A 24,868-nucleotide genomic window follows, 5' to 3' on the forward strand; every position below is an offset into this window, starting at 1 on the left:
CAAAAGGGGTCGCCGACGGCTGATCGGGCGGACAAGGGGTGGTCTGAACCCGAAACTGCACGTCCTGGTGGATGCAAAGGGCCGTCCGATCCGGATGCTCCTGTCGGCAGGCCAGACCTCCGGCTACATTGGCGCGCGGGCACTCACTGCTTGCAGACCGGGGTCATGATGCCGGCTGGTTCCGCAATGCGCTGATCGGGACGGGTATTTCGCCGTGCATCCCCTCCCGCACCGGCCGGAGAGCCTCGATCCCGCATGACACCGAGCTCTACCGCCTGCGCCACCGGATCGAGAACATGTTCGCACGTCTCAAGCACTGGTGCCGCATCGGAACCCGATACGACCGATGCCCGATCCTGTCCCTCTCCGCCTGCGCCCTGGCCGCAAACGTCATATAGTGGTTGTGAGCCCTGATTCTGGGCCGGCAGAAGACCCACGGCGGCCGGGTGGATGGGTCGTGCTGCAGGCTAGCCGCAGGATAAAGGCGAGTAGCCGAAGCGCATGCCTGTGGATTCATGTGTGTCACACAAATTGCCGAGGAGCGTTTTGGAAAAATGACGCAGGCGCGTAACGCCGGGATGATCTCAGAAGGTTGCGGCAATGAAAGCAGTCGGTATCGCGCCTATTTTCCGGGGCTTTGGGTGTCAAAGAAACCAGCTTTCATTCGTGTCGGAAACACTGCGTGAAGAACCGCCCATCACAGCCCTGCCGGCAAAGGGCACAGGGCCTTGGGGGTCACCGGCATAGGCCCAAAGGGCCCGCCTGCAACGATGTGAGCGTCGGCAAGAGGGCCCCCGCAACGTTTGTTATGCCGCCTGGAAGGCGCTCCGATAGGCTCCGGTAGGGATTTCATGCGGAGTAAAGCTTTCGGCCGATGCCCTGTGCCACCTGTCGTGCCATTCGGCAAGGTCGGGATAGGTCTCGCCCGACACCAGAAAGCCTTCGGGCAGATAGGGGCTGGCGATGTTGCCGTCGGTGAACTCATTGTCCCTGAGGCGGAACATCAGGTGATATGGCATGAAGTCGCTGGGCCTATGCAGACCGGCTGCGCCCGCCAGCTCACCGAGGGTGTGAAGCGTGTTCCGGTGGAACCGTGCAACCCGATCACTTTTGTCCCCGACGTCAATCGCCCGCTGCCTGCGGGGATCCTGAGTGGCAATCCCGACCGGGCATTTGTTCGTATGACAGGACTGTGCCTGAACGCAGCCGATCGAGAACATGAACCCGCGGGCCGAGTTGCACCAGTCCGCCCCCAGCGCCAGCGCCCGGGCTATATCGAAGGCCGAGATGACCTTTCCGGCCGCCCCGATCCTGACCCTGTCACGGATACCTGCCCCGCGCAGGGTGTTGTGAACAAAACTCAGACCTTCCAGCATCGGCATGCCGACCCGGTTGGTGAACTCCAGCGGGGCGGCTCCGGTGCCGCCCTCTTTCCCGTCAACGACGATGAAATCGGGAACGATGCCTGTTTCAAGCATCGCCTTGACCATGCACATGAACTCGCGCCGATGGCCGATACAGAGCTTGAATCCGACGGGTTTGCCTTCTGAAAGCTCGCGTAGCTGGCCGATGAACCTCATCATCCCCAGCGGGGTAGAAAATGCGCTGTGGGCCGCAGGTGAAATGCAATCGACACCCATCGGGATGCCACGAGCTTCGGCAATTTCGGGCGTGATCTTAGCGGCGGGAAGCACGCCCCCATGACCGGGCTTGGCCCCCTGGCTGAGCTTAAGCTCGATCATCTTTACCTGAGGATCGGCGGCCTGCTTTGCAAAACGTTCGGGCGAGAAGCTGCCATCCTCATTCCGGCAGCCGAAATAACCGGAGGCCACCTGATAAATGAGATCGCCCCCGCCTTCCCGATGGTAGCGGCTGATGCCCCCTTCGCCGGTGTCATGTGCGAAACCGCCCTTTTCCGCACCCCGGTTAAGCGCAAGCACGGCATTTGCCGACAGAGAGCCAAAGCTCATGGCGGAAATGTTGTAGATGCTGGCGTCATAGGGCTGACGACAGTCCGGCCCCCCGATCTTGACCCGGAAATTGGTGTCACTGATCGTCACCGGCACGGCTGAATGGGTGATCCAGGCATAGCCAGAGCCATAGACGTTTTGCGTGGTGCCGAAAGGCCGCTTGTCCTCAACGCCCTTGGATCGCTGATAGACGAGCGCACGGGCTTCACGGCTGAATGGCTCTTCGTCACGATCGCTTTCGATCAGGTATTGACGGATTTCAGGCCGGATCGATTCCATCAGGAAACGTACGTGACCGATCACCGGATAGTTGCGAAGGATGGAATGCCGACGCTGTTTTATGTCCCACAGCCCCAGCAGAGAAAGGCCCGTCGCGCTGATCGCCAATGGCGCCCACCAGCCGCTGTGAAGAACTGTCGCAGCTGATGCCATCACTGCCGTGATACATGTTCCAGCAAAAACGGTATAGCGGGCGGACGAAAACATGGGGAACCCCTTAACCAGGTTTGGAATGCCTGAACCATCATATTGCATAGGTCCGCTCAGACAAGGCGGGCTGGTCAGCGAGATGCCGCAGAGCCGGTGACGCAGCGTAAGCAATGAAAACCCACAGGCATTCGTGAGCCTGTTGAGACAGCGTTGGACACTGTTGTGCAGGCAGGCCACCTGAAAGCTGCAGGGGCGGCTCCTGGTCAGGACCGTTCAATGTGACGCAAGGGCCTCTTTTGCAGCACTGTGCCCACGCACATGTCGCTTGACCGAAAGCTGCGGATCCCGGGGCCGCGATGACGTCCGTGCCACTGTCTGCCTGGGCAATGACAGCAAAGCCATCCTGCATCAGAACCTGAAACGGACGGCAGGCGGCGGTGCAGGTTATTGCCGGCCGCTACCTGGTTACAGATCAAATATCCGGCCTCGGCTCAGCAAAGCTTCGGGATCAATTGCACGTTTTATACGCCGGAACAGGTCCAGCGTGACCGGATCAACGCGTTGCAGGAACGCCTGTTTTTTCGATCTGCCGATCCCGTGTTCGGCGCTGATGCTGCCGCCGAACTGATCGACCGTCCCGAAGATGATTTCTTCGGCGCGGGCAAACAGTGCTTTCCGCTCTTCGACAGGCCAGTCGGCGGGTGGCACGATATTGAGGTGGATATTGCCGTCTCCGACATGGCCATAGGTGACCGGTTGCCCCTCGGGCAAAGACTGCGCCAGGGTTTCAAGCGCGGCCGAAAGAAAGGCCGGGATCTGTGCGATCGGCACCGAAACATCGGTGCGAAGGTAAGGCCCGCTGCGGCTTTGCGATTCAACCATCGCCTCGCGGCAGGCCCATAGCCGCTCTGCCTGGGCTTTGTTCATGGCGATCACCCCGTCCATCAGCAGGTCACCCGCATCCGCGAGGCAGCTTTCCAGAAGGGCACGCAGATCGACTCTGCCGCCACCTGCCAACTCCATAAGGATATAGACCGGGCAGGGGGTTTCCAGCGGGTCAGAAAGTTCGGGGCGATGGGTAAGGCCGCGTTCAAGACCTGGTCGTAACATGATCTCAAAGGCTGAAAGCAGGTCACTGCAACTGCGCCGCGCCATGGCGTAAAGCGTCATCGCGTCCTCGACCGTGTGCAGGCCGATAAGGGCGGTCTCGACCTGGCTTGGTCTGGGGAACAGTTTCAGCGCCACGGCGGTGACAATGCCAAGCGTGCCTTCGGCGCCGATGAACAGTTGCTTAAGATCGTAGCCGCGGTTGTCCTTGCGCAGGGTTCTCAGGCCGTTCCAGATCCTGCCGTCGGGCAGGATCACCTCAAGCCCCAGAACAAGATCGCGGGTCATGCCATAGCGCAGGACGTTGAACCCGCCGGCGTTCGTTGCGACATTGCCACCAATCCGGCACGACCCCTGAGCGCCAAAGGTGATCGGCAGCAGGCAATCCTGTTCTTCGGCCGCAAGCTTGGCGGTTTCAAGGATGCAGCCGGCCTCGACCACCATCGCAAAGCCGACCGTATCAATCGAGCGGATGGCATTCATCCGGTCAAGCAGCACCACGACCTCTGGCCGGTCAGGGTCAGAGACTGCCGCGCCCACCAGACCCGTCAGGCCCCCTTGCGGTACGACACCGGCGCCGAGTTCAGCGCAGCGGATCATAAGCGCCGAAAGCTCTTGCGCCGAGCGGGGGCGAGCGACGGCAAGAGGGGTGCCGACATAGGCCCTGGTCCGGTCCCGCGTGTAAGACGCGATGATGTCCGGGTCGGTCACAAACAGATCGGCATCGAAACCCGCAAAAAGGGCGTCGGCAGTCACGGTCCGGGGCGAGGCAGTCATCGGTTGTCCTTTGTGTCGGGCGGCCTGCGCGAGGCGCAGGGGGTCAGTAAATTCCGCTGGCACGCATTTCGGCCAGGTGGCGTTTCATGTCGGCGACGCGTGCGCGATGCGCCTCATCCCGGCCCAGGCTGACGGCGGTTGAGAGAATGTCGATGATGACCATGGCGGCCACGCGCGAAATCGTCGGGGTAAAGACGTCGGTGTTCTCCAGCGTTTCGACCACGATGCCGATGTCACAGTGGCGCAGCAGCGGGCTTTCCGAACCGGTGATGCCAATGGTCCGGGCGCCGCGTTCTTTTGCAAGGCGGGTCGCCTGGATCACCTCACGCGTGGTACCGGTGTTCGAGATCGCTACCACGACATCACGTGGCCCGACCATTGCGGCGGTCATGAACATCTGATGACCGTCGGTCGGGGCGCCGCAGGGTACGCCAAACAGCGGGAATTTCTGTTGCGCATCGCGTGCGACGATGCCGGATGCGCCAAAGCCAAAGAATTCGATACGGTCGCAGGAGGAAAGCGTCTCGACTGCGGCGGCCAGCCGCTGGGGATCAAGTTTGCTGCGCGCCCAGGCGAGGTTCGAGAGGTTGAAGTCAAAGATCTTGGTGACGATGGTGCCCAGATCGTCCTCGGCCGAGATTGCACTATGCGAGGTCGAGCGTGAAAAGGCCAGTGAGCGGGCAAGCTTTACCCGAAGATCGCGAAAGCCTTCGCAGCCGATCGCAGCGCAGAAACGCAGAACGGTCGGTTCACTGACGCCCGATGCTTCGGCCAGTGCGGCAAGGGTCATTTCGGTGGCGGCAAGCGGGGCCTCAAGAATCGTCTCGGCGACGCGGCGGTCGGACTTGCGTAATCCGGGCAGGGCGCGCCGGATTACCTCAAGCAGGTTGTCGTCAAGGCTTTCGCTTGCCATCAGATCCATCAGTCAGTCCTTCTGCAGGTCCATTGCCATGCCGATTTCGGGACGCAGGATGATCGGATCGCGGCTTGCTGCCGCGGCCGCGTCGATGGTCGCCGGATCGAGCGTGTTGAAGGCAAACATACCAAAGTGATGCGGCACGAGGTAGCGCGCTGCAGCTGCGGTCGTGACTGTGATCGCCTCATCCAGCGTCAGGTTCCCCGGAATCCCGGCATCGCGCCGTTCGGCGTCTCGTCCGTTGACCGGCAGCAGCAGGATGTCTGTCCCGAAATCACGAAACCGCTCGGCCAGCCCGGGGTAGGGGATCGTGTCGCCGGAATGCGCGATGCGGGCTCCGCCCGAGGCAAAGGCATAGCCAAGAAACACATGCTGCCCCTTTTCGTCCCGCTCAAACATTTCATGGGCGGCCGGCAGTACCCGCAGCGTCAGGCCGGGCAGGGGCTCCGGTTCATCATCGGCGTTGACGGCGATCAGGGAGGCATTCTCGCCGATCCTTTCGCGCGCCGCCTCAACCCGGGCGGCCGGCACAACAAATGGCAGGTCGGGAAAACGGCGATGCAGGGGGCCCAGAGTGTCGGGGTCCATATGGTCGGTATGGGCATGGGTGATCAGCACGATGTCTGGCCGCGGCAGAGCCTCGGGCGTCACCGGTACCGGCATCATGCGACGATGATCGAAACGCTTGCCGGCATATTTCCGCGCCAGGCTGTCGGACAGGTAAGGGTCGATCAGCAGGCGATGCGCCCCGGTGTCGATCCAGAAACCGGCCTGCCCCAGCCAATGGATGGCAGGGCCGTCTGCGATAGCTCCGGGCCGGGGGTTAAGCCGCATGGCACAGCCCCGGATGAGCGGACGGAAAGCGTTTCATGCAGCGACCCTTCCGGTTACTTCGCCGGCAATCCGGGCGATGGCGTCGAATTCCGGACCCGAGGTGGGAATCGCCACATCGAAGACCTCTGCGATCACCTGTGTCCAGCCGTGGATGAAATAGGTCCAGCCGTCCTCAACCTGCAGCCTGCGCGCGGGGGCCTGAACACGTGCCTGATCCAGAAAGACCAGATCGCCGCGATAGTTCAGCTCCCACACCACGGCGCGTTCCGGGAACTGACAGGCATCTGTCAGTGGCGATCCCGGCGCGTCTTTGCCAAGCCCGGTCGCGTTCACGATCAGGCTGCCGGGTTTCATTCCTGCCAGCACCCGGTCATTTTCGGCGGCGGTCGGGGCCAGGACATATTCGACCGGAACGTCGCCGCCGATCTGCCGGTGGATGTCGCGAATATGGTCCAGGCGCGGCTGCGAGCGGTTGGAAACCACGATCCGCGAAGGTCTGTCTGCCCCGCGTCGGGCTTGCATCAGGTGCCATGTCATGGCGATGGTCGAGCCGCCCGCCCCCATTGAAAAGAACTCGGCCCCGGTGCTGGCGAAATGCCCGGGTTGCAGGAAACTGTTGATCGAAAGACCGGATGAGATCGGGTCCTTGGCGTGGCAGATCAGCCGTCCGTTCCGTTTTGACAGGCAGCTTGTCTCGGCCATCAGTGCGGCGTGCGGGTCGATTTCGTCGAACAGGTCGCGGCAGGCGGCAAAGAGATCGAGCTTGTGCGTGGTGACAAGTGCGCCGAGTGACAGGGGATCGGCCTTGATGAATTCAACTGCCTCGCGATAACGCGCGGGTTCGGCATGTGGCTGAAAATCCATGCCGCGGATCTCGACATCGCCCAGGCCGAGATGATGCGCCCAGGCGGGAAAGACCCGCATGATCGAGCTTTTCGCGGTGGTTACGCCGATGAAATAAAAGGTCGGTTTGCGTGCGGCTTCGTAGGGCATTCGTGATTTCCTTCGACTTCAGACGGCATTACCGACAAGCGCGGCGGCGACTTCCGGGGGGCGGGGAACGTAGCTGGTATTGTCGGTAAGGGTCCAACCGTCATCCACTGCGACGACGCGGTGACGCATGCCGCCAGAGCGTTCGATGATGCCATAGTCCTGACCCGAATCGGCGGGGTAGCAGAACACCATCACCAGATCTTCGTCGCCGATATTGACCGAGCGGTGAATCCAGTAGGGGGGCACGTAGCAGATCGTCTGCGGCCCGATCTCGACAATGCGGGTTTCGCCATCGGGCGATTCCAGCTGCATCAGCCCGGTGCCTTTCTGGCCATAATAGATTTCGGGGCGGTCAGATTTCGCGTGAATGTGGCCACGGGTCAGAAAGAACTCATCGCCGATGCGGCCGGGGCTCATTCTGGTGACGCCAAAGATCACATCCCCTGCTTTTTCCGAGGGGCGAAACTCGGTGACGTCATAGACGACCCGGTCCCCCTCGGCCAGCAGGGCGGCAAAGGCCGTTTGATCTGCATAAAGACCCGCCAGATCGCTGAGGCGCTTTTCGTAATGTCCGGTTCCGTTCGACATCGTGCCGGCCTCGGGGGATACGCGGCAGCTTGCTGGGGTAGGGATGGACATGCAGGGCCTCTCTGTTTGGTTGTTTTGCTACGTAAAAGATAGCGAGATTGAAATCAATACTCAATTATTATGCCCATTTGCCAAGGTTACACTAAATTGCGGCGAATATTATTGTTGACTCGGCAAATATTAAGTTGCAAAACTACGAAAGATGAGCAGCGGGCGCATGTCCCGGGACTCACCACCGTCTGGGAGGAACTGCCAATGAAAACCACTGCAAGGCTTGCGCTTGTCGCTGTTGCTTCGATTACGGCCATGAGTGCGGCTGAGGCGTCCGCATGCACCATCGGCCTGTCGATGAAGACGCTGGATGCCCCCTATTTTGCCGCGCAAGAGGTGGCCGCCAAAGCTCGTGCCGCCGAGATCGGCTGCGAGATCATGACAGCCGACGCGGGCAATGATCTGAACAAGCAGGTCGCTGATATCGAGGATATGGTGGCGCGCGGGGTCGAGGCGCTGCTGGTCAATCCGCGCGACAGTCAGGGACTGGTCCCTGCCGTGAACGCGGCCTCGGCTCAGGGGGTCAAGGTTTTCGTCATCGACTCGACGCTGGATTCCAGCGCGGATTTCGTGACGCTGGTGCAGTCGTCCAACAGTCGCAACGGCCTTTTGGTCGGGCGCTGGATCGCCGATCAGACCAAGGGAAAGCCGCTGAAGATCGCGCTGATCTCGGGCGATCAGGGCAACGAAGTCGGGCAAGAGCGCCGGCTGGGCGTGCTTGCGGGGCTGCTTGAGGGTCAGTTGCAGACCAGCGGTACCGCAGGGTTTGAGATCGTCGGCCAGGGCTGGGGTCTGTGGAACAATGAAGGCGGCCTCGACGCGATGGAGGACATCCTGGTCGCCCATCCGGACGTCAATGTTGTGCTGGGCGAGAATGACTCGATGGTCCTTGGCGCGCGCAATGCGCTCAAGGCGGCAGGCAAGACGGACGTGCTGCTGGTTGCGGCCGCTGACGGTCAGAAAGAGGCGTTGGAGCTGATCAGATCCGGCGAATACGGGGCCACCGGCCTTAACGATCCGGCAATCGTCGCGACTACGGCGGTCGATCTGGCCAAACAGGCAGTCGATGGCGAGCTGCCTGAAGGTATGGGCAAGATCACCTATACCGAGCCCGCCGTGATCACCAAAGACAACGTCGGCAAGTACTATCGCCCCGACGCGGTGTTCTGATCGACGGCGGCGGGGACGGCTATGGTCTCTGCCGCCTTTTATCCTCCGATCCCTTGCAGAGAAGCTTCCATGACAGAAGTGGTGCAGCTTTCCGGTATCCGGAAATCCTTTGGCGGCATCCATGCTCTTAAAGGCGTGGACTTCGTCCTTCGCTCTGGCGAGGTGCACGCCCTGCTGGGTGAAAACGGCGCGGGCAAGTCCACCCTGATGCGTGTTCTGGGCGGAGAGCATTTGCCGAGTGAGGGAGAGATCCGTATCGACGGCCTGTCGGCCGTCTTTCACCGGCCCGCAGATGCCATGCAGCGCGGAATCGTCGTCATCCATCAAGAGATGGCGCTGGTTCCGGACCTTAGCGTTGCCGAAAACATCTTTCTTGCTGAACTGCCCCGGCTGATTTCCTGGCGCGAGGTGAAGCGGCGCGCGCGTGACATCATTCAGCGGCTTGGCTTTGACATTCAGCCGCAGGCCATGGTCCGGGATCTGTCTGTTGCTCAGCAACAAGTGGTTGAAATTGCCAAGGCGCTTTCAAGAAATGCGCGCGTCATCGTCTTTGACGAGCCGACTGCGGTGCTGTCGGTGCAGGATGCCGAGCGGCTGCTTACGATCATCCGCGACCTGCGGGATCAGGGTGTCGGGGTGGTCTATATTTCGCACCGCCTTGATGAGGTGTTCCGCATTGCTGACCGTATGACGGTCATGAAAGACGGGACGACCGTCGGCATGGTCGAGAAAAGCGCGGTGACTATTGATGATGTCATCCGCATGATGGTCGGACGTCGGCTGGATGCGCTTTTTGGCGAGGATGTCCCGCGTGAAATAGGGCGTGAGTTGCTGCGTACCGAAGGTCTTGGGCGTGGCAACGTGGTGCGGGACGTTTCGCTGACGGTGCGGGCCGGAGAGATCGTCGGTCTGGGCGGCCTTGTCGGTGCCGGACGGACAGAGCTTGTGCGGCTGATCTTTGGCGCTGACCGTCATGACGCCGGCCGTATCTTTGTTGCAGGGCAACAGATGCGCATCCGCCGTCCCGGGGACGCGGTGCGGGCCGGGATCGGTCTTGTGCCGGAAAGTCGCAAGGATCAGGGCGTCGTTCTGGACATGCCGATCCGCGTGAACGCGACCATGGCGCGCCTTGACCCGCTGACGAACCTTGTCGGTGTCGTCCGCCGCCGCGCCGAACGGCAGGCCGTTGATGTCCTGTCGGATCAGCTGCGGATCAAGGCTTCCAGTCAGGATGCTCCGGTCTCAAGCCTTTCGGGTGGCAACCAGCAAAAGGTCGTGCTTGCGAAATGGTTTCATGCAGAAGGGCGCGTACTGATCTTTGACGAACCCACCCGCGGCGTCGACGTTGGTGCCAAGACCGAGATCTACTCGCTTATTCGCAGGTTCGCGGCAGAGGGTAAGGCGGTGCTTGTGGTGTCGTCCGAACATCACGAACTGTTCGGCCTGTGCGACCGTATTCTTGTGATGCGTGAGGGCAGGCTTGCCGGTCAGCTTATGCCCCCCGACTACTCCGAAGAAAAACTGCTGAAGCTGGCGATGACCAGTAACGCGAACGCTGCATGAGGATAGTTCCATGTCCACGGTGACCAAACCCGATACTCGCCGTCTTGATTTCGGTGATCTCATGCATCGCTATGGAACCTTCGTGATCCTGATCGTGCTGCTTGCGGTTGCCAGTATGCTTTCGGATGTGTTCCTGACCCAGCGCAACCTGATGAATGTCCTGCGGCAGGTGGCGGCGACCGGGCTGATGGCCGTCGGAATGCTGTTTGTCGTCCTGACCCGGGGTATCGACCTGTCTGTCGGTTCGGTTTCGGCGCTGGGCAGCGTGGTTTCCGCCGTCCTTGTCCAGCAGATGGCACCGGGGCTTGCGATCGGGGCAACGCTTGTCGTCGGCGCGGCCTGCGGGCTTGTTTCCGGCCTGCTGGTGGCCTTTCTGCGCCTGCCGGCGTTTGTGACAACGCTTGCCGTGATGACCATTGCGCGCGGGGCCGCGTTCATCGCCTCATCCGGGCAACCCATCAGGATGGGAGAGGCGGGGCAAACCATCACCGCCTTTGGCACGGGTTTTGTCGCGGGAGTTCCCTATCCCGTGTTGCTGATGCTGGCGGTTTTCGTCATTGCTGGGCTGGTGCTGACCTATACCCGGTTCGGCCGGCTGGTTAAGGCCATCGGCTCAAACCGTGATGCGGTTCGCTTGTCCGGGATCTCGGTCTCGCGCTATGAGGTCGCGGTCTATGTCATCTCGGGCATTCTGGCTGCTGCTGCGGGGATCATCTCGTCCAGCCGCACCGGGATCGGCTCGGCCAATATCGGGGTCGGCGCTGAACTTGACGCCATTGCGGCGGTGGTGATCGGCGGCGCAAGCCTGATGGGCGGGCGTGGCAGTGCTCTGAACACCTTTGTTGGCGTGTTCATCCTTGGCATCATCGCGAACCTGATGAACCTTGCCAATGTGCCTGGCTATCACCAGCAGGTCTTTATGGGCGTCATCATCATCGGGGCGATGCTGCTGCAATACGGCTCTTCCTTCTTTCGCCGCTGATTTCGGAGAATACATCCATGTATCTTGAACGTTTCCGACTGGACGGCCGTGTTGCCGTTGTCACCGGCGCAGCCCGAGGCATCGGATTGGCAATCAGCGAGGCGCTGGCCGAGGCCGGGGCAACCGTGATCCTGACCGATATGGATGGCAAGGCAGCTGAGGTCGCAGCGGCAAAGATCACCGGAACCGGCGCCCGGGCCCAGGCTGCCGCACTGGACGTGACCGATGTCGCGGCGGTCGAGGCCCTGGCGGCGGATGTGGTCGCACGACACGGCAGGGTCGATATCCTGGTGAACAACGCAGGTATCGCCATTTCGAACAAGCCGGCCGAGGACATGACGGATGAGGTCTGGGCCAAGGTCATCGACGTGAACCTGAACGGGGTTTTCTGGTGTTGCCGCGCCTTTGGCCGCGCAATGCTGGAACAGGGGACGGGCAGCATCGTCAACGTTGGCTCGATGTCGGGCTTTATCGTCAATCGCCCGCAAGAGCAGGCGAACTACAATGCCTCGAAAGCTGGTGTCCACCATCTGACCCGTTCGCTTGCTGCCGAATGGGGCGGGCGGGGGGTGCGGGTCAACGCGGTCGCGCCCACCTATATCGAGACCGAGATGAACGCCTATGTCTATGATGACCCCGAGATGCATCGGCATTGGATCGGCGGCACTCCCATGGGCCGGATGGGCCGTCCCGACGAGGTTGCCTCGGTCGTGCTGTTTCTTGCGGGTGATGCGGCAAGTCTGATGACCGGTTCCATCGTTTTGGCGGATGGCGGTTATGTCTGCTGGTAAGATCATGCCTGCCGGTATGCGCTTTCCCGGTCGTTACCTTCAGGGACCGGGTGCGCTTTCACGTCTGGGTGCGGAAATTCAGGGCCTGGCGCCGGGGTCATCTGCGCTGGTTCTTGTGGATGGGGGCGTGCATGGGCTGATCGCGGGCGAACTTGCCTCTGCATTGGACAAGACCGACGCGCTGGTCCTGCGCCATGGCGGCGAATGCAGCGAAACCGCCATTGCTGCGGCAGCCGGGGCTGCGTGCGACAAGGGTGCTGGCGTGCTGGTTGGCATCGGCGGGGGCAAGGCGCTGGATACTGCCAAGGCTGCGGCGCATGAGGCTGGCTTGCCGGTCATCGTCGTGCCGACCATCGCGGCGTCAGATGCACCGTGCAGCGCCCTTGCGGTCGTCTATCATGATGATGGAACGGTGGCTTATGACCGCTTTCTGCCCCGTAACCCTGATCTGGTGCTGGTCGACACGGGGCTGATCGCCTGTGCGCCTGCAAGATTTCTGGCGGCGGGCATCGGTGACGCACTTGCGACCTTTTATGAAGCCGAGGCTTGCAGGCGCAGCGGGGCGGCGAATTGCCTTGGCATGCCCGGCCTGCCGCTGGCCTATGAAATCGCCCGCTTTTGCCGCGACACGATTTTTGAACATGGTGCTGCAGCTTTGGCCGAATGTGATGCCGATACCGCAGGCCCGGCGATCGAGCGGGTGGTTGAGGCGAATATCCTGTTGTCCGGGATCGGGTTTGAATCCGGCGGTGTCGCTGCTGCCCATGCCATTCATCATGGGCTGACAGAAATTGATGCGGTCCATGGCCATCTGCATGGCGAAAAGGTTGCCATTGGGGTTCTGGCGGGCCTGTTGATTCAGGGGGATGAGGCCGAATTCGCCCGCGTGCGCGATTTTTGCGCCAAGGTCCGCCTGCCAGTACGACTGGGCGATATCGGGCTTGTCGCGGCAAGCGATGATGATCTTTTCCGTATTGCCGAACGGGCTTGCCGCCCCGGAGAAATCATTCACAACGAGCCGATGCCCGTCACTTCGCCGATGGTCGTTGCTGCTCTGGCACGGCTGAGATGACGTCCAAGGCGTTCATACCTGAGGGAACCTGCCATGCGTGACCTGTATCTTGCCATTGACGTCGGCACCGGCAGCCTGCGGGCGGCGCTGGTCGAGCGTCGTGGTACGATCCTTGCCATGAGCAGCCGCGAGCATGAACAGATTGTGCCGCAGTTCGGCTGGTCCGAGCAGCGCCCGGCGGATTGGTGGGCAGGCACGGTTGAGGCGATCCGTGACGTGCTGACCCGGGTCGAGAACGCGCCGGCCCGTGTCTCGGCGATCTGTGCCTGCGGACAGATGCACGGGACGGTTCTGATCGACGCGGACGGTCAGCTTACGCGTGAGACGGTGCCGCTGTGGAACGACAAGCGCACGCTGGCTGACGTCGGGGATTTTGCTGCCCGCCACGCCCCGGGGGAATACCTTGCGCGGACGGCCAACCCGCCAAGCCCGGCCTGGCCTGCTTTCAAACTGCGCTGGCTGGCGGCCCATGACCCGGCGGCCATGGCGGCCACCCGGACCGTTCTGATGCCCAAGGACTGGATCAACTTCAAGCTGACCGGCGTTCGCGCACAGGACCGAACCGAAGGGTCGATGAGCTTTCTGATGGACGCTGCGACCCGCGACTGGTCCGGCGAACTGCTGGCTCTGGCCGGGATTTCGCGCGATCTGCTGCCGCCGCTTCGTGATCCGGTCGAGGTGCTGGGCGGGTTGACGCCGCAGGCCGCCGCGCGGCTGGGCCTTGCCGAAGGGCTGCCAGTTCTGGTCGGAGGCGGTGATTATCCCGTTGCCCTGCTTGGGTCGGGCGTCATGGCGCCCGGCATGGCTTCGGATGTCACGGGGACCTCGACGATTGTGACGCTGTTGCACGACGCCCCGGTCATCGACCCCGAGGTCTCGAATGTCGCGACGGTCGAGGGAAATTGGGGCAGCCTGACCCTGCTTGATGCGGGTGGTGATGCGATGAGATGGGCACGGCGCGCCTTTCACGAAAATCGCCGTAGCTATGCCGAGATTGCCGATGCTGCACGGCACGCTTTGCCGGGTTCCGGCAAGCTGTTCTTTTTGCCCTATCTGTCGGGGGAACGCTTTGGCGAATACCGCAATTCGCGCGCGCAATTCTTTGGATTGACCGCCGCGCATGGACTGCCCGAATTGCATCGGGCCGTGCTGGAGGGCGTGGCCTTTTCCGTGCGCCTCAGGCTTGGGGCGCTTCAGGCGCAGGGCCGGCGCCCCGAGCGGTTCGTTGCGGCCAGCGGCGGTGCAAAATCCGACCTTTGGCTGCGGATCAAGGCCAGCATGTATCGCGTCCCCTATCTGGTCCCGCGCGAGCTGGAATGCGGCGTCATCGGGGCTGCTGCGATGATGGCGGTCGCTGTCGGCGATGCGCCGGATCTGGCCGAGGCAGTCCGGCGTATGGTGGTCTTTGATCGTGAAATCCTGCCCGAACCGGAATGGGCGGATTGCTATGACAGGATGATGCCGATCTATGAAAAGCTCTACGCCGCTGCGCAGCCATTTTACGCTGAACTGGATGCGCTGATATGAGGGCGGTTCTGTGGGATCTCGACGGGACGCTGGTCGATAGTGAGCCTGCTCACGAACTGGCCTTTGATGCGGCGATTGCCGAGCTGGGCCTGTCGGTACCGGCAGAGTTTCACGACCGGCTTTTGGGCGCGAGCGAGGACCGCGTGCATGAAGCTTTGGTGGCTCAAACCGCCATCACGCTGGATCGTGCAGGCTGGCGCGCGGTGAAATGGCGGCATTACCGCGAGACGGCGGACCGGATCACGAGGCTGTCGCAGGCGGATCTGTTGGCACCGCTGGCCAATGCCGGTCGGGACATGGCCCTTGTCTCGAATTCGACGCGTGCCGAGGTTGAACATAATTTGTCGGTCGCCGGCCTTGCCCGCTATTTTCCGGTGACAGTCAGCCGTGACGATGTTCGCCGCGGCAAACCCGATCCCGAAGGCTACCTGCTGGCCGCAGAGCGCCTTGGGGTTCCGCCAGCCGACTGCGTCGTCGTTGAGGACAGTCCCACGGGTGCTGCCGCCGGTCTGGCAGCCGGAATGACGACGATTTTTTGTCCGCAGATTCCCACGTTAAAGCCGCCTGCGGGGGCGTTGATCGCCAGCCCTGGCAAACTTGCGGGCCTGTTCGGACGGCTGGGTCTGCTGCCGCAGGAATGACGAACCGATCCCGGCCTTTAAGGCCGCGCCTCGGTGTAGATGGTGAAAACTCAGAGGAGGAGTGACGTTATGGGTTATCAGGAGGTCTTCGGCACTACCTTTGCCGGCAAGACCGTTTTGCTGTCCGGCGGCACTGGTGGTATCGGCCTTGCCCTGGCCAAGGGGTTTGCCGATTGCGGTGCAACGGTGATTGCGACCGGGGGCTCGGAAAAGCGGCTAGCCGGGGCGCAAGCCCAGGCAAGGCCGAACCTGTCCTTTGAGCGGCTGGATGTCCGGGACCATGACGCGGTTCGGGCGCGGTTTGAAAAGCTGGGCGAGCTGGATGTTCTGGTCAACTGTCAGGGTGTCGCGCGTCCCGGCGATGAATGGGACGAGGAAACTTTTCTCGCAGTCATGGACATCAACCTGAACAGCGCGATGCGGCTTGCGCGGGCGGCCTATCCCGGCCTGAAGGCCCGGCGCGGCAATATCATCAATGTTGCGTCAATGTTGTCCTATCTCGCGGATCCGACGGTCCCGTCCTATACCGCCTCCAAGACGGGGATCGTCGGGTTGACCCGTGCGCTTGCCCATCAATGGGGTGCCGACGGCATCCGCGTCAACGCCATTGCGCCCGGATACCACAAGACCGAGATGACCAAGCCGCTGTGGTCCGAATCCGAGGCCGCAGACCGCATCGCGCAGCGCGCGGCGGCCAAGCGGTGGGGCACTGTCGAGGATCTGGTTGGCCCCACGCTGTTTCTGGCCTCTGACGCGGCTGGTTTTGTTACCGGGGCGGTTCTGCCCGTCGACGGTGGTTACCACACCGGCTGATTTGTCCCGCCTCTGAAGCAAACCGGTACGGGCAAGGGTGCGGTTGCGCATTTTGCCCGCTGCCTTCGCACGCCTGTCCAACAGTGGAGATGAATAATGAAACCCATCCTTTCAACCGTGGCTTTTCTTGGCCTTTGCGCCGCTTTTGCTGCCTCCGCAGGTGCCGCCGAGATCAGTGCCTGCCTGATCACCAAGACCGACAGCAACCCCTTTTTCGCAAAGATGCGTGAAGGGGCGGTCGCACGCGCCAAAGAAGTCGGGATCGAGCTGAAAACCTTTGCCGGCAAATATGACGGCGATCATGAGGCGCAGGTCGCGGCAATCGAAACCTGCATGTTCGAAGGTGTAAAGGGAATTCTGATGTCGCCCAACGACAGTGCGGCCATCGTCCCTCTGGTCGAACAGGCAAGGAATGCGGGGATCCTTTTCATCACGCTGGATTCACCGCTTGATCCTGTTGATGCGGCGGATGCGACCTTTGGGACCGATAACTTCAAGGCGGGCGAACTGATCGGCAAATGGGCGGCAGCCCAACTGGGCGACAAGGCCGCCGAGGCACGGATCGGTTTTCTGGATCTGAACGCAAGTCAGGTCGCAGTGGATTACCAGCGCGATCAGGGGTTCATGTCCGGCTTTGGTATCGACGTCAAGGATCCCAGGGTGATCGGGGATGAGGATGACAGTCGTATCATCGGCCATGCCTATACCGACGGTGCCGAAGAGGGTGGCCGCAAGGCGATGGAAACCATCCTGCAAATCAATCCGGACGTGAACGTTGTCCATACGATCAACGAACCGGCTGCGGCGGGCGCCTATGAGGCTTTGGTTGCGGCTGGTCGTGAAAAAGATGTGCTGCTGGTTTCGGTGGACGGGGGTTGTCCGGGCGTCAAGAACATTGCCGAAGGCATTATCGGCGCGACAGCGCAGCAATATCCGATGCGCATGGCGCAAATGGGTATCGATGCGATCAAGGAATATGCCGAAACCGGGAAAAAGCCTGAACTGGAGCCCGGGAAAGACTTTTTTGACACCGGTACGACCCTGATTACCGACAAGCCGGTCGAGGGGCTGGAGTCGATCGACTCTGCCGAAGGCGCCAAGCTCTGCTGGGGCTAAGCTCATCGGGCAAAGAGGCCGCTGCTGCCTCTTTGCCTTTCAGAAGCACCTGGGAGACTATTCATGACATCTACAGAAAAGTCGGTCTCGGCCGACAGCTTCCGGCACGGGGGCGGGCGCTCGATGCTGGATCGCGTTCAGCATGCGCTGCATACCAACCCTTCGCTGGTGCCGCTGCTGGTCCTTGTCGTTTCGGTCCTGGTCTTTGGCATCCTGATCGGGCCGAGGTTCTTTTCCCCGCTCGCGCTGACGCTGATCCTGCAACAGGTCGCCATTGTCGGGATCGTCGGCGCGGCGCAAAGCCTTGTCATTATCACCGCGGGAATCGACCTGAGTGTTGGGGCGATCATGGTGCTAAGCTCGGTTATCATGGGGCAGTTCACGTTCCGCTATGGCCTGCCGCCGGGTCTGTCGATCCTGTGCGGGCTTTCGGCGGGTGCGCTGTTTGGTGCGATCAACGGGCTGCTCGTGTCGATCATGCGGCTGCCGCCGTTCATCGTGACACTGGGCATGTGGCAGATCCTGATGGCGGCGAATTTCCTGTATTCCCGCAATGAAACGATCCGGGCGCAGGATATCGCGGCAGAAGCACCGCTGCTGCATCTCTTTGCCGCGAAACAGAACATCGCCGGGACCGATTTCACCCTTGGCACCATCTTCATGCTGGCGCTGGTGCTGTTTCTGGCCTTTGTGCTGCGCCATACGGCCTGGGGACGGCATGTCTATGCCGTGGGCGACGATCCGGGCGCGGCCGAGCTTTCCGGGGTGAATGTGCGGGGCACGCTGATCTCGGTGTATGCAGTGGCGGGGCTGATCTGCGCTCTTGCCGGGTGGGTGATGATCGGGCGGATCGGGTCTGTCTCACCCAATGTTGGTCAGCTGACGAACATCGAAAGCATTACCGCTGTCGTCATCGGGGGGATTTCGCTTTTCGGGGGGCGTGGCTCGATCATGGGTACCCTGTTCGGCGGCCTGATCGTCGGGGTCTTTACCCTTGGCCTGCGCCTGCTCGGGGCTGACGCGCAATGGACCTATCTGATGATTGGCGTGCTGATCATCGTGGCGGTCGGGGTCGATCAGTGGATCAGAAAGGTAACATCATGACCCAACCAATTCTGCAGGCCCGTGGGCTGGTCAAGCGTTACGGCCATGTCGTCGCGATGGATGGTGCTGATTTCGACCTGTATCCTGGCGAGATTCTTGCCGTGATCGGCGATAACGGTGCCGGAAAATCCTCGCTCATCAAGGCCTTGTCCGGCGCGGTTCGGCCCGACGCGGGCGAAATCCGGTTTCAGGGCCAACCGGTTCAGTTCAACTCGACCAAAGAGGCGCAGCGCGCGGGGATAGAAACGGTTTATCAAACGCTTGCCATGTCTCCGGCCCTGTCGATCACCGACAATATGTTCATGGGGCGCGAGTTGCGCAGACCGGGTTTCGCCGGATCGGTGTTGCGGATGCTCGACTGGGGGCGGATGCGCGCATTCGCTCGTGAAAAGCTGAATGAGCTGGGCTTGATGACCATCCAGAACATCAATCAGCCGGTCGAGACCCTGTCCGGCGGTCAGCGACAGGGCATCGCCGTGGCAAGGGCTGCGGCCTTCGGGTCCCGGGTCATCATCCTTGACGAACCGACCGCTGCGCTGGGAGTCAAGGAGTCACAGCGCGTTCTGGACCTGATTGCCGAGCTGAAGGCCAGGGGGCTGTCGATTGTCCTGATCTCGCACAATATGCCGCATCTGTTCGAGATTGCGGACCGCATCCACATACACCGGCTGGGAAAGCGGCTTTGCACCGTCAGGCCAAAGAATTGCAGTATGCCCGATGTGGTCGGGCTGATGACGGGGGCGCTTGGTCCGGAAAGCAACCCGGCAGAGGTGGTCGGATGACAAGCCCGGCTTAGCCCCGAAAGGGGGCAGGGTCTGCTTGCCGGTTTGCTGATGCTGGCGGCGGGGGCGGCGACTACATCGCGATCAGGGAGAAGCCATTGCAGAAATCGCTCCGGTTCAGTGCTGTCTTCCTTGCCCCTCGTCGGACACCGAAGGACCCAGGCACGGTGCGGCGGTTGGCAAGACCGGTCCGAAACAGGATGCAGGCGGACACTGGGGCTGTTATCGCGACTTAAGCCACTGGCCGCGAAAGTACGTACCGTGCATGCATCAGGGGCTGATCAATCAGTGCAACAGGGTTTGGCCCAAAGGATGCCCCGGGGACCGGAGCGGTTCGGATACAGAGAGCCGCATTGTCGCGCAGTATGATGGCGAACTGACCGGGCCAGTTTCTGATCTGGTCTTGTTGGTGATCCGGTTCTGTCCGCTCATATCCGCGATGCGCCAGCCGCAGGTCCGGGCAGCCGAATCGATGGATGACGCTGCTGTCGCCGTGCGGCTGGGCTGAGGTAGAGGCTAAATGGTGCCCACCCCGGCAGCTTTACCTTGCTGCCGGCGCCTTCAGCATTTCGCCAAGCCGGCGGATGCCTTCGTCGATTTGCTGGTCGCTGGCGCAAGAGAAGCTTAGTCGCAGCGTGTTGCGCCCCGACCCATCGGCAAAGAACGCGCCCCCCGGCACGAAGGCCACCCGGGCGTCACGGACGGCACGGGCAAGCAGCTCTGCCGCGTCAATCGACGGGTCCAGCGTTACCCAGATGAACATCCCGCCTTCGGGCCGGGTAAAGTGAACATTTGCGGGCATTTCGCGCTCAAGCGCCGCGATCATCCGGTCACGGCGGGCGGAATAGACCGTGCGGAGGCGGTTGACATGTTCGTCAAACAGCGCACGGGCCACGTCATTCGTCGCGATCTGGTTCAGTGTGGGCGAATGCAGGTCGGCAGCCTGTTTCATCAGCACCAGCCGCCCGATCACGTCCTTGGCTGCGCAAACCCAGCCGACGCGCAGGCCGGGCGACAGGGTTTTTGAGAAGGTGCCGCAATAGATGGTGCGGGTCTTTTCGATCCCGCCATTTCGGGCGACATCGAGAGCAAGGATCGGAGGAATTGAATCGCCGTCAAACCGCAGGGACTGATAGGCCGCGTCCTCGATGATCGCGATGCCAAGAGCCTCGGCCTGATCAAGAAGCGCCTCACGCCCTGCCAGGGACAGGGTTTCCCCGGTGGGGTTGGCGAATTCAGGCGAAAGATAGGCGAATTTGATTGCGCCGCCTGCGGCCCCGGCCTGCGCCTTCAGCAGTTCGGGGGACTCGTTGCTGAACGGATCAAGGCGGGCATAGCGCGGCTCATAGGCATTGAACGCACCAAGCGCACCCAGATAGCTGGGCCATGTGACCAGCGCCGTATCATCCGGCGACAGCATAAGCTTTCCTAGGTAATCAAGTGCCTGCTGCGAACCCGAGGTGATAAGGATATTGTCCGCATCGCAAGAGACGCCCAGATCGGCCATGCGCCCGGCGATCCATTCGCGCAAGGGGCGATACCCTTCGGACACCGAATATTGCAATGCGACCTTGGCCTGTCCGGGCTGCATGGCGGTGGCAAGGGCCTTGGAAAACGCCTCGGCGGGGAAAAGCTCGGGGTCGGGAATGCCACCAGCAAAGGAAATGATGTCGGGCTGGTCCAGCAGCTTGAGCAATTCGCGGATTTCGGACGCCTTCATCCGGGCGTTCCGCGTCGCAAACACATCAGACCATTGCATTGATTCCACACTCCCGGCCACAAAATCTCCCGATAACTGCGCCTCTGCGCAGGTGAATGCAATGGGGGGTGTCGGGAAGGTTATGTCACGTTTCCGAGCTTGATTTCATAGGCTGTGCGGACGACCGTTATCACGTGGTGCAGAACAGACGAGGGGTTGTCTGTGCGCCAGACCAGCTCCCAATCCTGCGTCAGAGTCAGGTCTTCAAGCCGCGTCAGCGAGACATTGGGCGGGACATGCACATCCATCGGCATGATGGCGCAACCCATACCCGCCGCCACAAGCGACAGCATCATTGAGCCATTGGCGGCCAGTGTAGCGGGTTGTGGCACAAAGCCTGCCTCGTGAAAGGCATGGATAACCCAATCGTGCCATAATGGCGCAACATGGCGCGGCAGCCAGACGAAATCGCGACCTATGAGGTCCTTTAGTCGTTTCGGCTGGCCTTCGGGCCAGCGCCAGTCGCTGGGATAGCCGATGCCAAGCCCTGCGGAATAAATGGGTATGCCGGCCAGTTCGGGGTCGTTTGGCGGACGAAACAGCGTCAGGCCGGCATCCAGGCGACCTTTTCGCAGCAAAGGCAACTGCGCTTCGGACAGCAGGTGGCTGAAGGTCATTGATACATCGGGCAGTGCGTCACGCAGCGAACGCAACAGCTCGCTGATTTGGGCCGGGATGATCTGCATGACGGGCAGGGCCAGCGACAGGGTCCCAAGCTCGCCCCGTCCGGCGCGGATCGCATTCTGGCGTGCCTGTTCAAAATCGCTGAGCAGGCGCACAGCGTCGCGCTGAAGTTGCAGCCCGGCATCCGTCAGCGTCACTCCCCGGGCCGTGCGGGTGAACAGCTGAGTGCCAAGATCCGTCTCCAGCTCCTGGATCTGCCGGGTCAGGGCGGGTTGAGCGACGCGGATCGACTGCGCGGCGGCGGTGATGCTGCCGCATTCCACGACTGACAGGAAATATCGCAACTGTCTTAGCTTCATTGCCATATCCGTTCAGCATGGATGCGATCTTTATAAGGTATTTCTGGGTATGAAACCAGATGGTTAGCATTACGCCTGGTCACCTCTGACGGGCGTCTTTGCTGTGGTCCGGCTTTGTAAGAGGTCTGCCAGAATTCTGTTCCTGCTGCGGCAGGCAATCGCGCTGATCGCGCAGGAGGAGAAGCGGATGAATATTCTTGCAGGGGCTCGGGCTCAGCATGACTACATGATTGCTATCCGGCGACGTCTGCACGCCAACCCCGAACTATCCTTGCAAGAGGAAAAGACCTCGCAGCTGATCGCCACAGAGCTGGAGGGGATCGGCATCCCCTATGTCCGGGTCGGGGATTACGGGCTGGTTGCGACGATCAGCGGCGCGCGGGCCGAGCCGATGGTCGCCCTGCGTGCTGATATGGACGCGCTGCCGATCCATGAGGCGAATAGCCATCTGGATTATATCTCGACCGTGCCCGGCGTCATGCACGCCTGTGGCCATGATGGACATGTCGCCATGCTGCTGGCTGCGGCGCGCATCCTTTGGGCCAATCGCGATGCGCTGCAGGGTTCGGTAAAGCTTTGCTTCCAGCAGGCCGAAGAGGTCGGAATGGGCACCGCCGAAATCAAGGCCGAGCTGGCCCGATTCCCCATTCAGTCCATCTTTGGGATTCACCTTTGGTCAGAGCTTGAGACCGGCAAGATCTCGGTCGAGGCGGGACCAAGGATGGCGTCCGGGAAAAAGCTGTCGATCAGGGTCAAGGGGCGCGGCACCCATGGCGCCTATCCCAATCGCGGCGTTGATCCGATCATCGCCGCGGCTGCGATCGTGATGAACTGCGCCACCATCACCAGCCGTGAGATCGACCCGCTTGCCCCGGTTTCGCTAAGCTTTGGCAAAATCGCCGGTGGCGAAAGCGCGAATATCATCCCCGAAGAAGTGATGATCGAGGGGACCTTGCGCACCACCTCGCCCCGGATTCAGGCTGAGATGGTGCAGGCGGTCGAGCGTATGGCCATTACCGCGGCCGAGACCTTTCGGGCGACGGCGACGGTTGAATGGGGTTTGGGTTGCGGGATTGTTGAGAACCATCCCACCTTCAGCCGCATTGCCGAACAGGCGGTCCGCAATCTGGGCCTGTCCTCGTCAATGACCAAGTTCAACACGCTGATGGCGTCTGAAAATTTTGCCGATTACCTCGACAGCTATCCCGGGGTTTTTGCTTTTATCGGCATCCGAGATCCCTCTTTGGGCTCAGACTTTCCGCATCATCATCCGAATTTCAATATCGACGAAAACTCACTGGTTCTGGGTGCGGCGCTGCATGCGCAATACGCGATCGAATGCCTCTCGGGCGGTAAAGGGTTAATTAATGAGTGATGCGGTCATCATCGAAAAGCGCGGGTTTCTGAGTGCGGTCGAGCGTATCGGCAACAAGATCCCCCATCCTCTGGCGATATTTCTGGGCATTATCGCGCTGGTACTGCTGCTTTCGGCGCTTTTGTCATGGGCGGGTGTCACCGCCACCCACCCCCAGTCAGGAGAGGTGATCGCTGTCCGCAGCATGCTGACAATCGACAGTATTCTGACCTGGATGAGCAGGCTGACGGCGAACCTGCAAAACTTTCCGGTGTTGGCAGTGGTCATCGTGATGGCCGCCGTAACCGGTATTGCCGAACAGGTCGGCTTCTTTACCGTCGCGATTAAGCAATCTCTGCGCAATGTCCGCGGCATTTATGTCGTCTTTGCCATCGCCTGCATCGCTGCTATCGGCAATGTGGCGGGGGATGTGTCCTTTGCCATCATTCCGGCCCTTTCGGCTAGCGTCTTTCTGGGCATGGGCCGGCACCCGCTGGTCGGCCTGTTTCTTGGCTATGCCGTGGTCGGAGGCGCCTTTGGCGTCAGCGTTATCCCGGGCGGTTTCGATGTGATCCTGACCCCGATCAGCGTTCAGTCGGCGCATCTTTATGATGAGAGCTTCGACATGAACATTCTGAACGGCTATTACCTGCTCGCGACCAGCACCATCGTCGTTGCTGCCATCGCCACCTTCGTGACGGTGGTCTTTGTCGAGCCGCGCTTTGGAAAATACGAAGGCGAACTGGCGGGGACGCCGGATATCGTGGTCACGGATGTCGAGCGCCGGGCGCTGCGGCGCAGCTATCTGGCGGTTGGGTTGTTCCTTTTGGCCGTCATCGTCGCAGCGATTCCGCAAAACAGCTTTCTGCGTTCGCCCTCGGGTTCGCTGGTGGTCGATGCACCGCTGATGCGACTGATCTTTCCGTTGCTGCTGATGGTCTTTTTCCTGGCCGGGACGGTGTTCGGGGTTGGCACCGGCAAGATCGGCAACCTAAGCGATCTTGCGCGGCTGATGACCGAGGCGGTCAAGACGGTCTCTCCCTTTATTGTCATCGCCATCGTGGTCAGCCAGTTCCTGTATCTTTTCAATGAATCGAACCTGGGCGCGGTACTGGCCATTCGGGGCGGGCAGGCACTGACCCAGCTGGCGGTGCCGGTTGTGGCTGTCCTAATACTGTTCTTTCTGCTGGAAGCGGTTGCGGACATGTTTATCATCAGCGGTTCGGCGCGTTATCTGGTCTTTGCGCCGGTCTTTGTTCCAATGATGATGCAGCTTGGTGTCCATCCGGCGCTGACGCAGGCGATCCACCGTATGGGAGGCAGTGTCGCCAACCCGCTGACTCCGCTGAACGCCTTTTTTCCTGTGCTGCTGGGATTGGCGCAGAAATATGACCGCAATGTGGGGATGGGGACAATCTTCAGCGCGATCATCCCCTATAGCATCGCCTATTCGCTGGGATATCTGATCCTGATCGTCCTGTGGTATTTTCTGGATCTGCCGGTCGGGTTCGGCACTCCCGTCAGCTATCCGTAAAGGATCGGCGCG

Annotated in this window: 21 protein-coding genes and 1 pseudogene; 14 read left to right on the forward strand and 8 right to left on the reverse strand. The window is 61.2% G+C overall.

Annotation, left to right across the window (positions count from 1 at the left end; all coding sequences use genetic code 11):
- Nucleotides 1-398: pseudogene (locus PARACOCCUSGL_RS21765) on the forward strand (IS5/IS1182 family transposase); the annotation flags it as partial.
- 408 nt (nt 399-806) lie between these two features.
- Here PARACOCCUSGL_RS21765 and PARACOCCUSGL_RS0106000 read toward each other — a convergent pair.
- From PARACOCCUSGL_RS0106000 to PARACOCCUSGL_RS0106025, 6 genes are all read right to left on the reverse strand, one after another.
- The gene (locus tag PARACOCCUSGL_RS0106000) at nt 807-2,456 is read right to left on the reverse strand and encodes an FMN-binding glutamate synthase family protein (RefSeq protein WP_040601769.1); all 1,650 of its coding nucleotides are present in this window, start codon (nt 2,454-2,456) and stop codon (nt 807-809) included.
- 408 nt (nt 2,457-2,864) lie between these two features.
- Entirely contained in the window at nt 2,865-4,283 is a 1,419-nt protein-coding gene (locus PARACOCCUSGL_RS0106005; RefSeq protein ID WP_010394236.1) for an FAD-binding oxidoreductase, read from the reverse strand.
- Nucleotides 4,284-4,326: 43 nt separating this feature from the next.
- Complete coding sequence (locus PARACOCCUSGL_RS0106010) at nt 4,327-5,205, reverse strand: MurR/RpiR family transcriptional regulator (protein ID WP_010394238.1); 879 nt, start codon at nt 5,203-5,205, stop codon at nt 4,327-4,329.
- Between the two features lie 3 nt (nt 5,206-5,208).
- Nucleotides 5,209-6,033, reverse strand: a complete 825-nt coding sequence (locus PARACOCCUSGL_RS0106015) for an MBL fold metallo-hydrolase (protein WP_010394240.1) — start codon at nt 6,031-6,033, stop codon at nt 5,209-5,211.
- A gap of 33 nt (nt 6,034-6,066) precedes the next feature.
- The gene (locus PARACOCCUSGL_RS0106020; protein ID WP_010394241.1) at nt 6,067-7,026 is read right to left on the reverse strand and encodes a shikimate dehydrogenase; all 960 of its coding nucleotides are present in this window, start codon (nt 7,024-7,026) and stop codon (nt 6,067-6,069) included.
- 18 nt (nt 7,027-7,044) lie between these two features.
- A complete protein-coding gene (locus tag PARACOCCUSGL_RS0106025) occupies nt 7,045-7,665 on the reverse strand; it encodes a glucose-6-phosphate isomerase (protein ID WP_029371632.1) in 621 nt (206 codons plus the stop codon).
- A gap of 204 nt (nt 7,666-7,869) precedes the next feature.
- Here PARACOCCUSGL_RS0106025 and PARACOCCUSGL_RS0106030 point away from each other — a divergent pair, with 204 nt between their 5' ends.
- The 11 genes from PARACOCCUSGL_RS0106030 (at nt 7,870) to PARACOCCUSGL_RS0106080 (ending at nt 19,226) form a co-directional block, all read left to right on the forward strand.
- Nucleotides 7,870-8,835 (forward strand): substrate-binding domain-containing protein, encoded by a 966-nt coding sequence (locus PARACOCCUSGL_RS0106030; RefSeq protein ID WP_010394244.1) that lies wholly within the window; start codon nt 7,870-7,872, stop codon nt 8,833-8,835.
- A 69-nt stretch (nt 8,836-8,904) separates the two neighbouring features.
- Nucleotides 8,905-10,398, forward strand: coding sequence for a sugar ABC transporter ATP-binding protein (locus PARACOCCUSGL_RS0106035; RefSeq protein ID WP_010394246.1), 1,494 nt, complete (start codon nt 8,905-8,907; stop codon nt 10,396-10,398).
- Between the two features lie 10 nt (nt 10,399-10,408).
- Nucleotides 10,409-11,380: an ABC transporter permease gene (locus tag PARACOCCUSGL_RS0106040; RefSeq protein WP_010394248.1), complete on the forward strand. Its 972-nt coding sequence runs from the start codon at nt 10,409-10,411 to the stop codon at nt 11,378-11,380.
- 17 nt (nt 11,381-11,397) lie between these two features.
- Entirely contained in the window at nt 11,398-12,171 is a 774-nt protein-coding gene (locus PARACOCCUSGL_RS0106045; protein ID WP_010394250.1) for an SDR family NAD(P)-dependent oxidoreductase, read from the forward strand.
- Nucleotides 12,158-13,243, forward strand: a complete 1,086-nt coding sequence (locus PARACOCCUSGL_RS0106050; RefSeq protein ID WP_010394252.1) for a glycerol dehydrogenase — start codon at nt 12,158-12,160, stop codon at nt 13,241-13,243. Before PARACOCCUSGL_RS0106045 ends, PARACOCCUSGL_RS0106050 begins: the two co-directional genes overlap by 14 nt.
- Nucleotides 13,244-13,276: 33 nt before the next feature.
- The gene (locus tag PARACOCCUSGL_RS0106055; RefSeq protein WP_010394256.1) at nt 13,277-14,770 is read left to right on the forward strand and encodes an FGGY-family carbohydrate kinase; all 1,494 of its coding nucleotides are present in this window, start codon (nt 13,277-13,279) and stop codon (nt 14,768-14,770) included.
- A complete protein-coding gene (locus PARACOCCUSGL_RS0106060) occupies nt 14,767-15,411 on the forward strand; it encodes an HAD family phosphatase (RefSeq protein WP_010394260.1) in 645 nt (214 codons plus the stop codon). Before PARACOCCUSGL_RS0106055 ends, PARACOCCUSGL_RS0106060 begins: the two co-directional genes overlap by 4 nt.
- A 69-nt stretch (nt 15,412-15,480) precedes the next feature.
- Entirely contained in the window at nt 15,481-16,224 is a 744-nt protein-coding gene (locus PARACOCCUSGL_RS0106065) for an SDR family NAD(P)-dependent oxidoreductase (protein ID WP_010394262.1), read from the forward strand.
- A gap of 96 nt (nt 16,225-16,320) precedes the next feature.
- The gene (locus tag PARACOCCUSGL_RS0106070; protein ID WP_010394264.1) at nt 16,321-17,340 is read left to right on the forward strand and encodes a sugar ABC transporter substrate-binding protein; all 1,020 of its coding nucleotides are present in this window, start codon (nt 16,321-16,323) and stop codon (nt 17,338-17,340) included.
- A 123-nt stretch (nt 17,341-17,463) separates the two neighbouring features.
- Nucleotides 17,464-18,444, forward strand: coding sequence for an ABC transporter permease (locus PARACOCCUSGL_RS0106075; RefSeq protein WP_227493529.1), 981 nt, complete (start codon nt 17,464-17,466; stop codon nt 18,442-18,444).
- Nucleotides 18,441-19,226: an ATP-binding cassette domain-containing protein gene (locus PARACOCCUSGL_RS0106080; protein ID WP_010394269.1), complete on the forward strand. Its 786-nt coding sequence runs from the start codon at nt 18,441-18,443 to the stop codon at nt 19,224-19,226. Before PARACOCCUSGL_RS0106075 ends, PARACOCCUSGL_RS0106080 begins: the two co-directional genes overlap by 4 nt.
- Nucleotides 19,227-19,767: 541 nt before the next feature.
- On the opposite strand, the gene PARACOCCUSGL_RS0106090 is transcribed toward PARACOCCUSGL_RS0106080, so the two are convergent.
- Nucleotides 19,768-20,985, reverse strand: a complete 1,218-nt coding sequence (locus tag PARACOCCUSGL_RS0106090) for a PLP-dependent aminotransferase family protein (RefSeq protein WP_010394274.1) — start codon at nt 20,983-20,985, stop codon at nt 19,768-19,770.
- A gap of 80 nt (nt 20,986-21,065) precedes the next feature.
- Entirely contained in the window at nt 21,066-21,968 is a 903-nt protein-coding gene (locus PARACOCCUSGL_RS0106095; RefSeq protein WP_010394277.1) for a LysR family transcriptional regulator, read from the reverse strand.
- A gap of 187 nt (nt 21,969-22,155) precedes the next feature.
- On the opposite strand from PARACOCCUSGL_RS0106095, the gene PARACOCCUSGL_RS0106100 reads away from it, so the two are divergent.
- The gene (locus PARACOCCUSGL_RS0106100) at nt 22,156-23,343 is read left to right on the forward strand and encodes an amidohydrolase (protein ID WP_010394280.1); all 1,188 of its coding nucleotides are present in this window, start codon (nt 22,156-22,158) and stop codon (nt 23,341-23,343) included.
- Nucleotides 23,336-24,856: an AbgT family transporter gene (locus PARACOCCUSGL_RS0106105; RefSeq protein WP_010394282.1), complete on the forward strand. Its 1,521-nt coding sequence runs from the start codon at nt 23,336-23,338 to the stop codon at nt 24,854-24,856. Before PARACOCCUSGL_RS0106100 ends, PARACOCCUSGL_RS0106105 begins: the two co-directional genes overlap by 8 nt.
- Nucleotides 24,857-24,868 lie beyond the last annotated feature (12 nt).

The organism is Paracoccus sp. TRP (assembly GCF_000185925.1).
Lineage (GTDB): Bacteria > Pseudomonadota > Alphaproteobacteria > Rhodobacterales > Rhodobacteraceae > Paracoccus > Paracoccus kondratievae.

What these genes read in the sequence shown, in the direction of transcription:
- PARACOCCUSGL_RS0106000 (WP_040601769.1), bottom strand. Translation starts at nt 2,456, where the DNA reads ATGTTTTCGTCCGCCCGCTATACCGTTTTTGCTGGAACATGTATCACG.
- PARACOCCUSGL_RS0106005 (WP_010394236.1), bottom strand. Translation starts at nt 4,283, where the DNA reads ATGACTGCCTCGCCCCGGACCGTGACTGCCGACGCCCTTTTTGCGGGT.
- PARACOCCUSGL_RS0106010 (WP_010394238.1), bottom strand. Translation starts at nt 5,205, where the DNA reads ATGGATCTGATGGCAAGCGAAAGCCTTGACGACAACCTGCTTGAGGTA.
- PARACOCCUSGL_RS0106015 (WP_010394240.1), bottom strand. Translation starts at nt 6,033, where the DNA reads ATGCGGCTTAACCCCCGGCCCGGAGCTATCGCAGACGGCCCTGCCATC.
- PARACOCCUSGL_RS0106020 (WP_010394241.1), bottom strand. Translation starts at nt 7,026, where the DNA reads ATGCCCTACGAAGCCGCACGCAAACCGACCTTTTATTTCATCGGCGTA.
- PARACOCCUSGL_RS0106025 (WP_029371632.1), bottom strand. Translation starts at nt 7,665, where the DNA reads ATGTCCATCCCTACCCCAGCAAGCTGCCGCGTATCCCCCGAGGCCGGC.
- PARACOCCUSGL_RS0106030 (WP_010394244.1), top strand. Translation starts at nt 7,870, where the DNA reads ATGAAAACCACTGCAAGGCTTGCGCTTGTCGCTGTTGCTTCGATTACG.
- PARACOCCUSGL_RS0106035 (WP_010394246.1), top strand. Translation starts at nt 8,905, where the DNA reads ATGACAGAAGTGGTGCAGCTTTCCGGTATCCGGAAATCCTTTGGCGGC.
- PARACOCCUSGL_RS0106040 (WP_010394248.1), top strand. Translation starts at nt 10,409, where the DNA reads ATGTCCACGGTGACCAAACCCGATACTCGCCGTCTTGATTTCGGTGAT.
- PARACOCCUSGL_RS0106045 (WP_010394250.1), top strand. Translation starts at nt 11,398, where the DNA reads ATGTATCTTGAACGTTTCCGACTGGACGGCCGTGTTGCCGTTGTCACC.
- PARACOCCUSGL_RS0106050 (WP_010394252.1), top strand. Translation starts at nt 12,158, where the DNA reads ATGTCTGCTGGTAAGATCATGCCTGCCGGTATGCGCTTTCCCGGTCGT.
- PARACOCCUSGL_RS0106055 (WP_010394256.1), top strand. Translation starts at nt 13,277, where the DNA reads ATGCGTGACCTGTATCTTGCCATTGACGTCGGCACCGGCAGCCTGCGG.
- PARACOCCUSGL_RS0106060 (WP_010394260.1), top strand. Translation starts at nt 14,767, where the DNA reads ATGAGGGCGGTTCTGTGGGATCTCGACGGGACGCTGGTCGATAGTGAG.
- PARACOCCUSGL_RS0106065 (WP_010394262.1), top strand. Translation starts at nt 15,481, where the DNA reads ATGGGTTATCAGGAGGTCTTCGGCACTACCTTTGCCGGCAAGACCGTT.
- PARACOCCUSGL_RS0106070 (WP_010394264.1), top strand. Translation starts at nt 16,321, where the DNA reads ATGAAACCCATCCTTTCAACCGTGGCTTTTCTTGGCCTTTGCGCCGCT.
- PARACOCCUSGL_RS0106075 (WP_227493529.1), top strand. Translation starts at nt 17,464, where the DNA reads ATGCTGGATCGCGTTCAGCATGCGCTGCATACCAACCCTTCGCTGGTG.
- PARACOCCUSGL_RS0106080 (WP_010394269.1), top strand. Translation starts at nt 18,441, where the DNA reads ATGACCCAACCAATTCTGCAGGCCCGTGGGCTGGTCAAGCGTTACGGC.
- PARACOCCUSGL_RS0106090 (WP_010394274.1), bottom strand. Translation starts at nt 20,985, where the DNA reads ATGCAATGGTCTGATGTGTTTGCGACGCGGAACGCCCGGATGAAGGCG.
- PARACOCCUSGL_RS0106095 (WP_010394277.1), bottom strand. Translation starts at nt 21,968, where the DNA reads ATGAAGCTAAGACAGTTGCGATATTTCCTGTCAGTCGTGGAATGCGGC.
- PARACOCCUSGL_RS0106100 (WP_010394280.1), top strand. Translation starts at nt 22,156, where the DNA reads ATGAATATTCTTGCAGGGGCTCGGGCTCAGCATGACTACATGATTGCT.
- PARACOCCUSGL_RS0106105 (WP_010394282.1), top strand. Translation starts at nt 23,336, where the DNA reads ATGAGTGATGCGGTCATCATCGAAAAGCGCGGGTTTCTGAGTGCGGTC.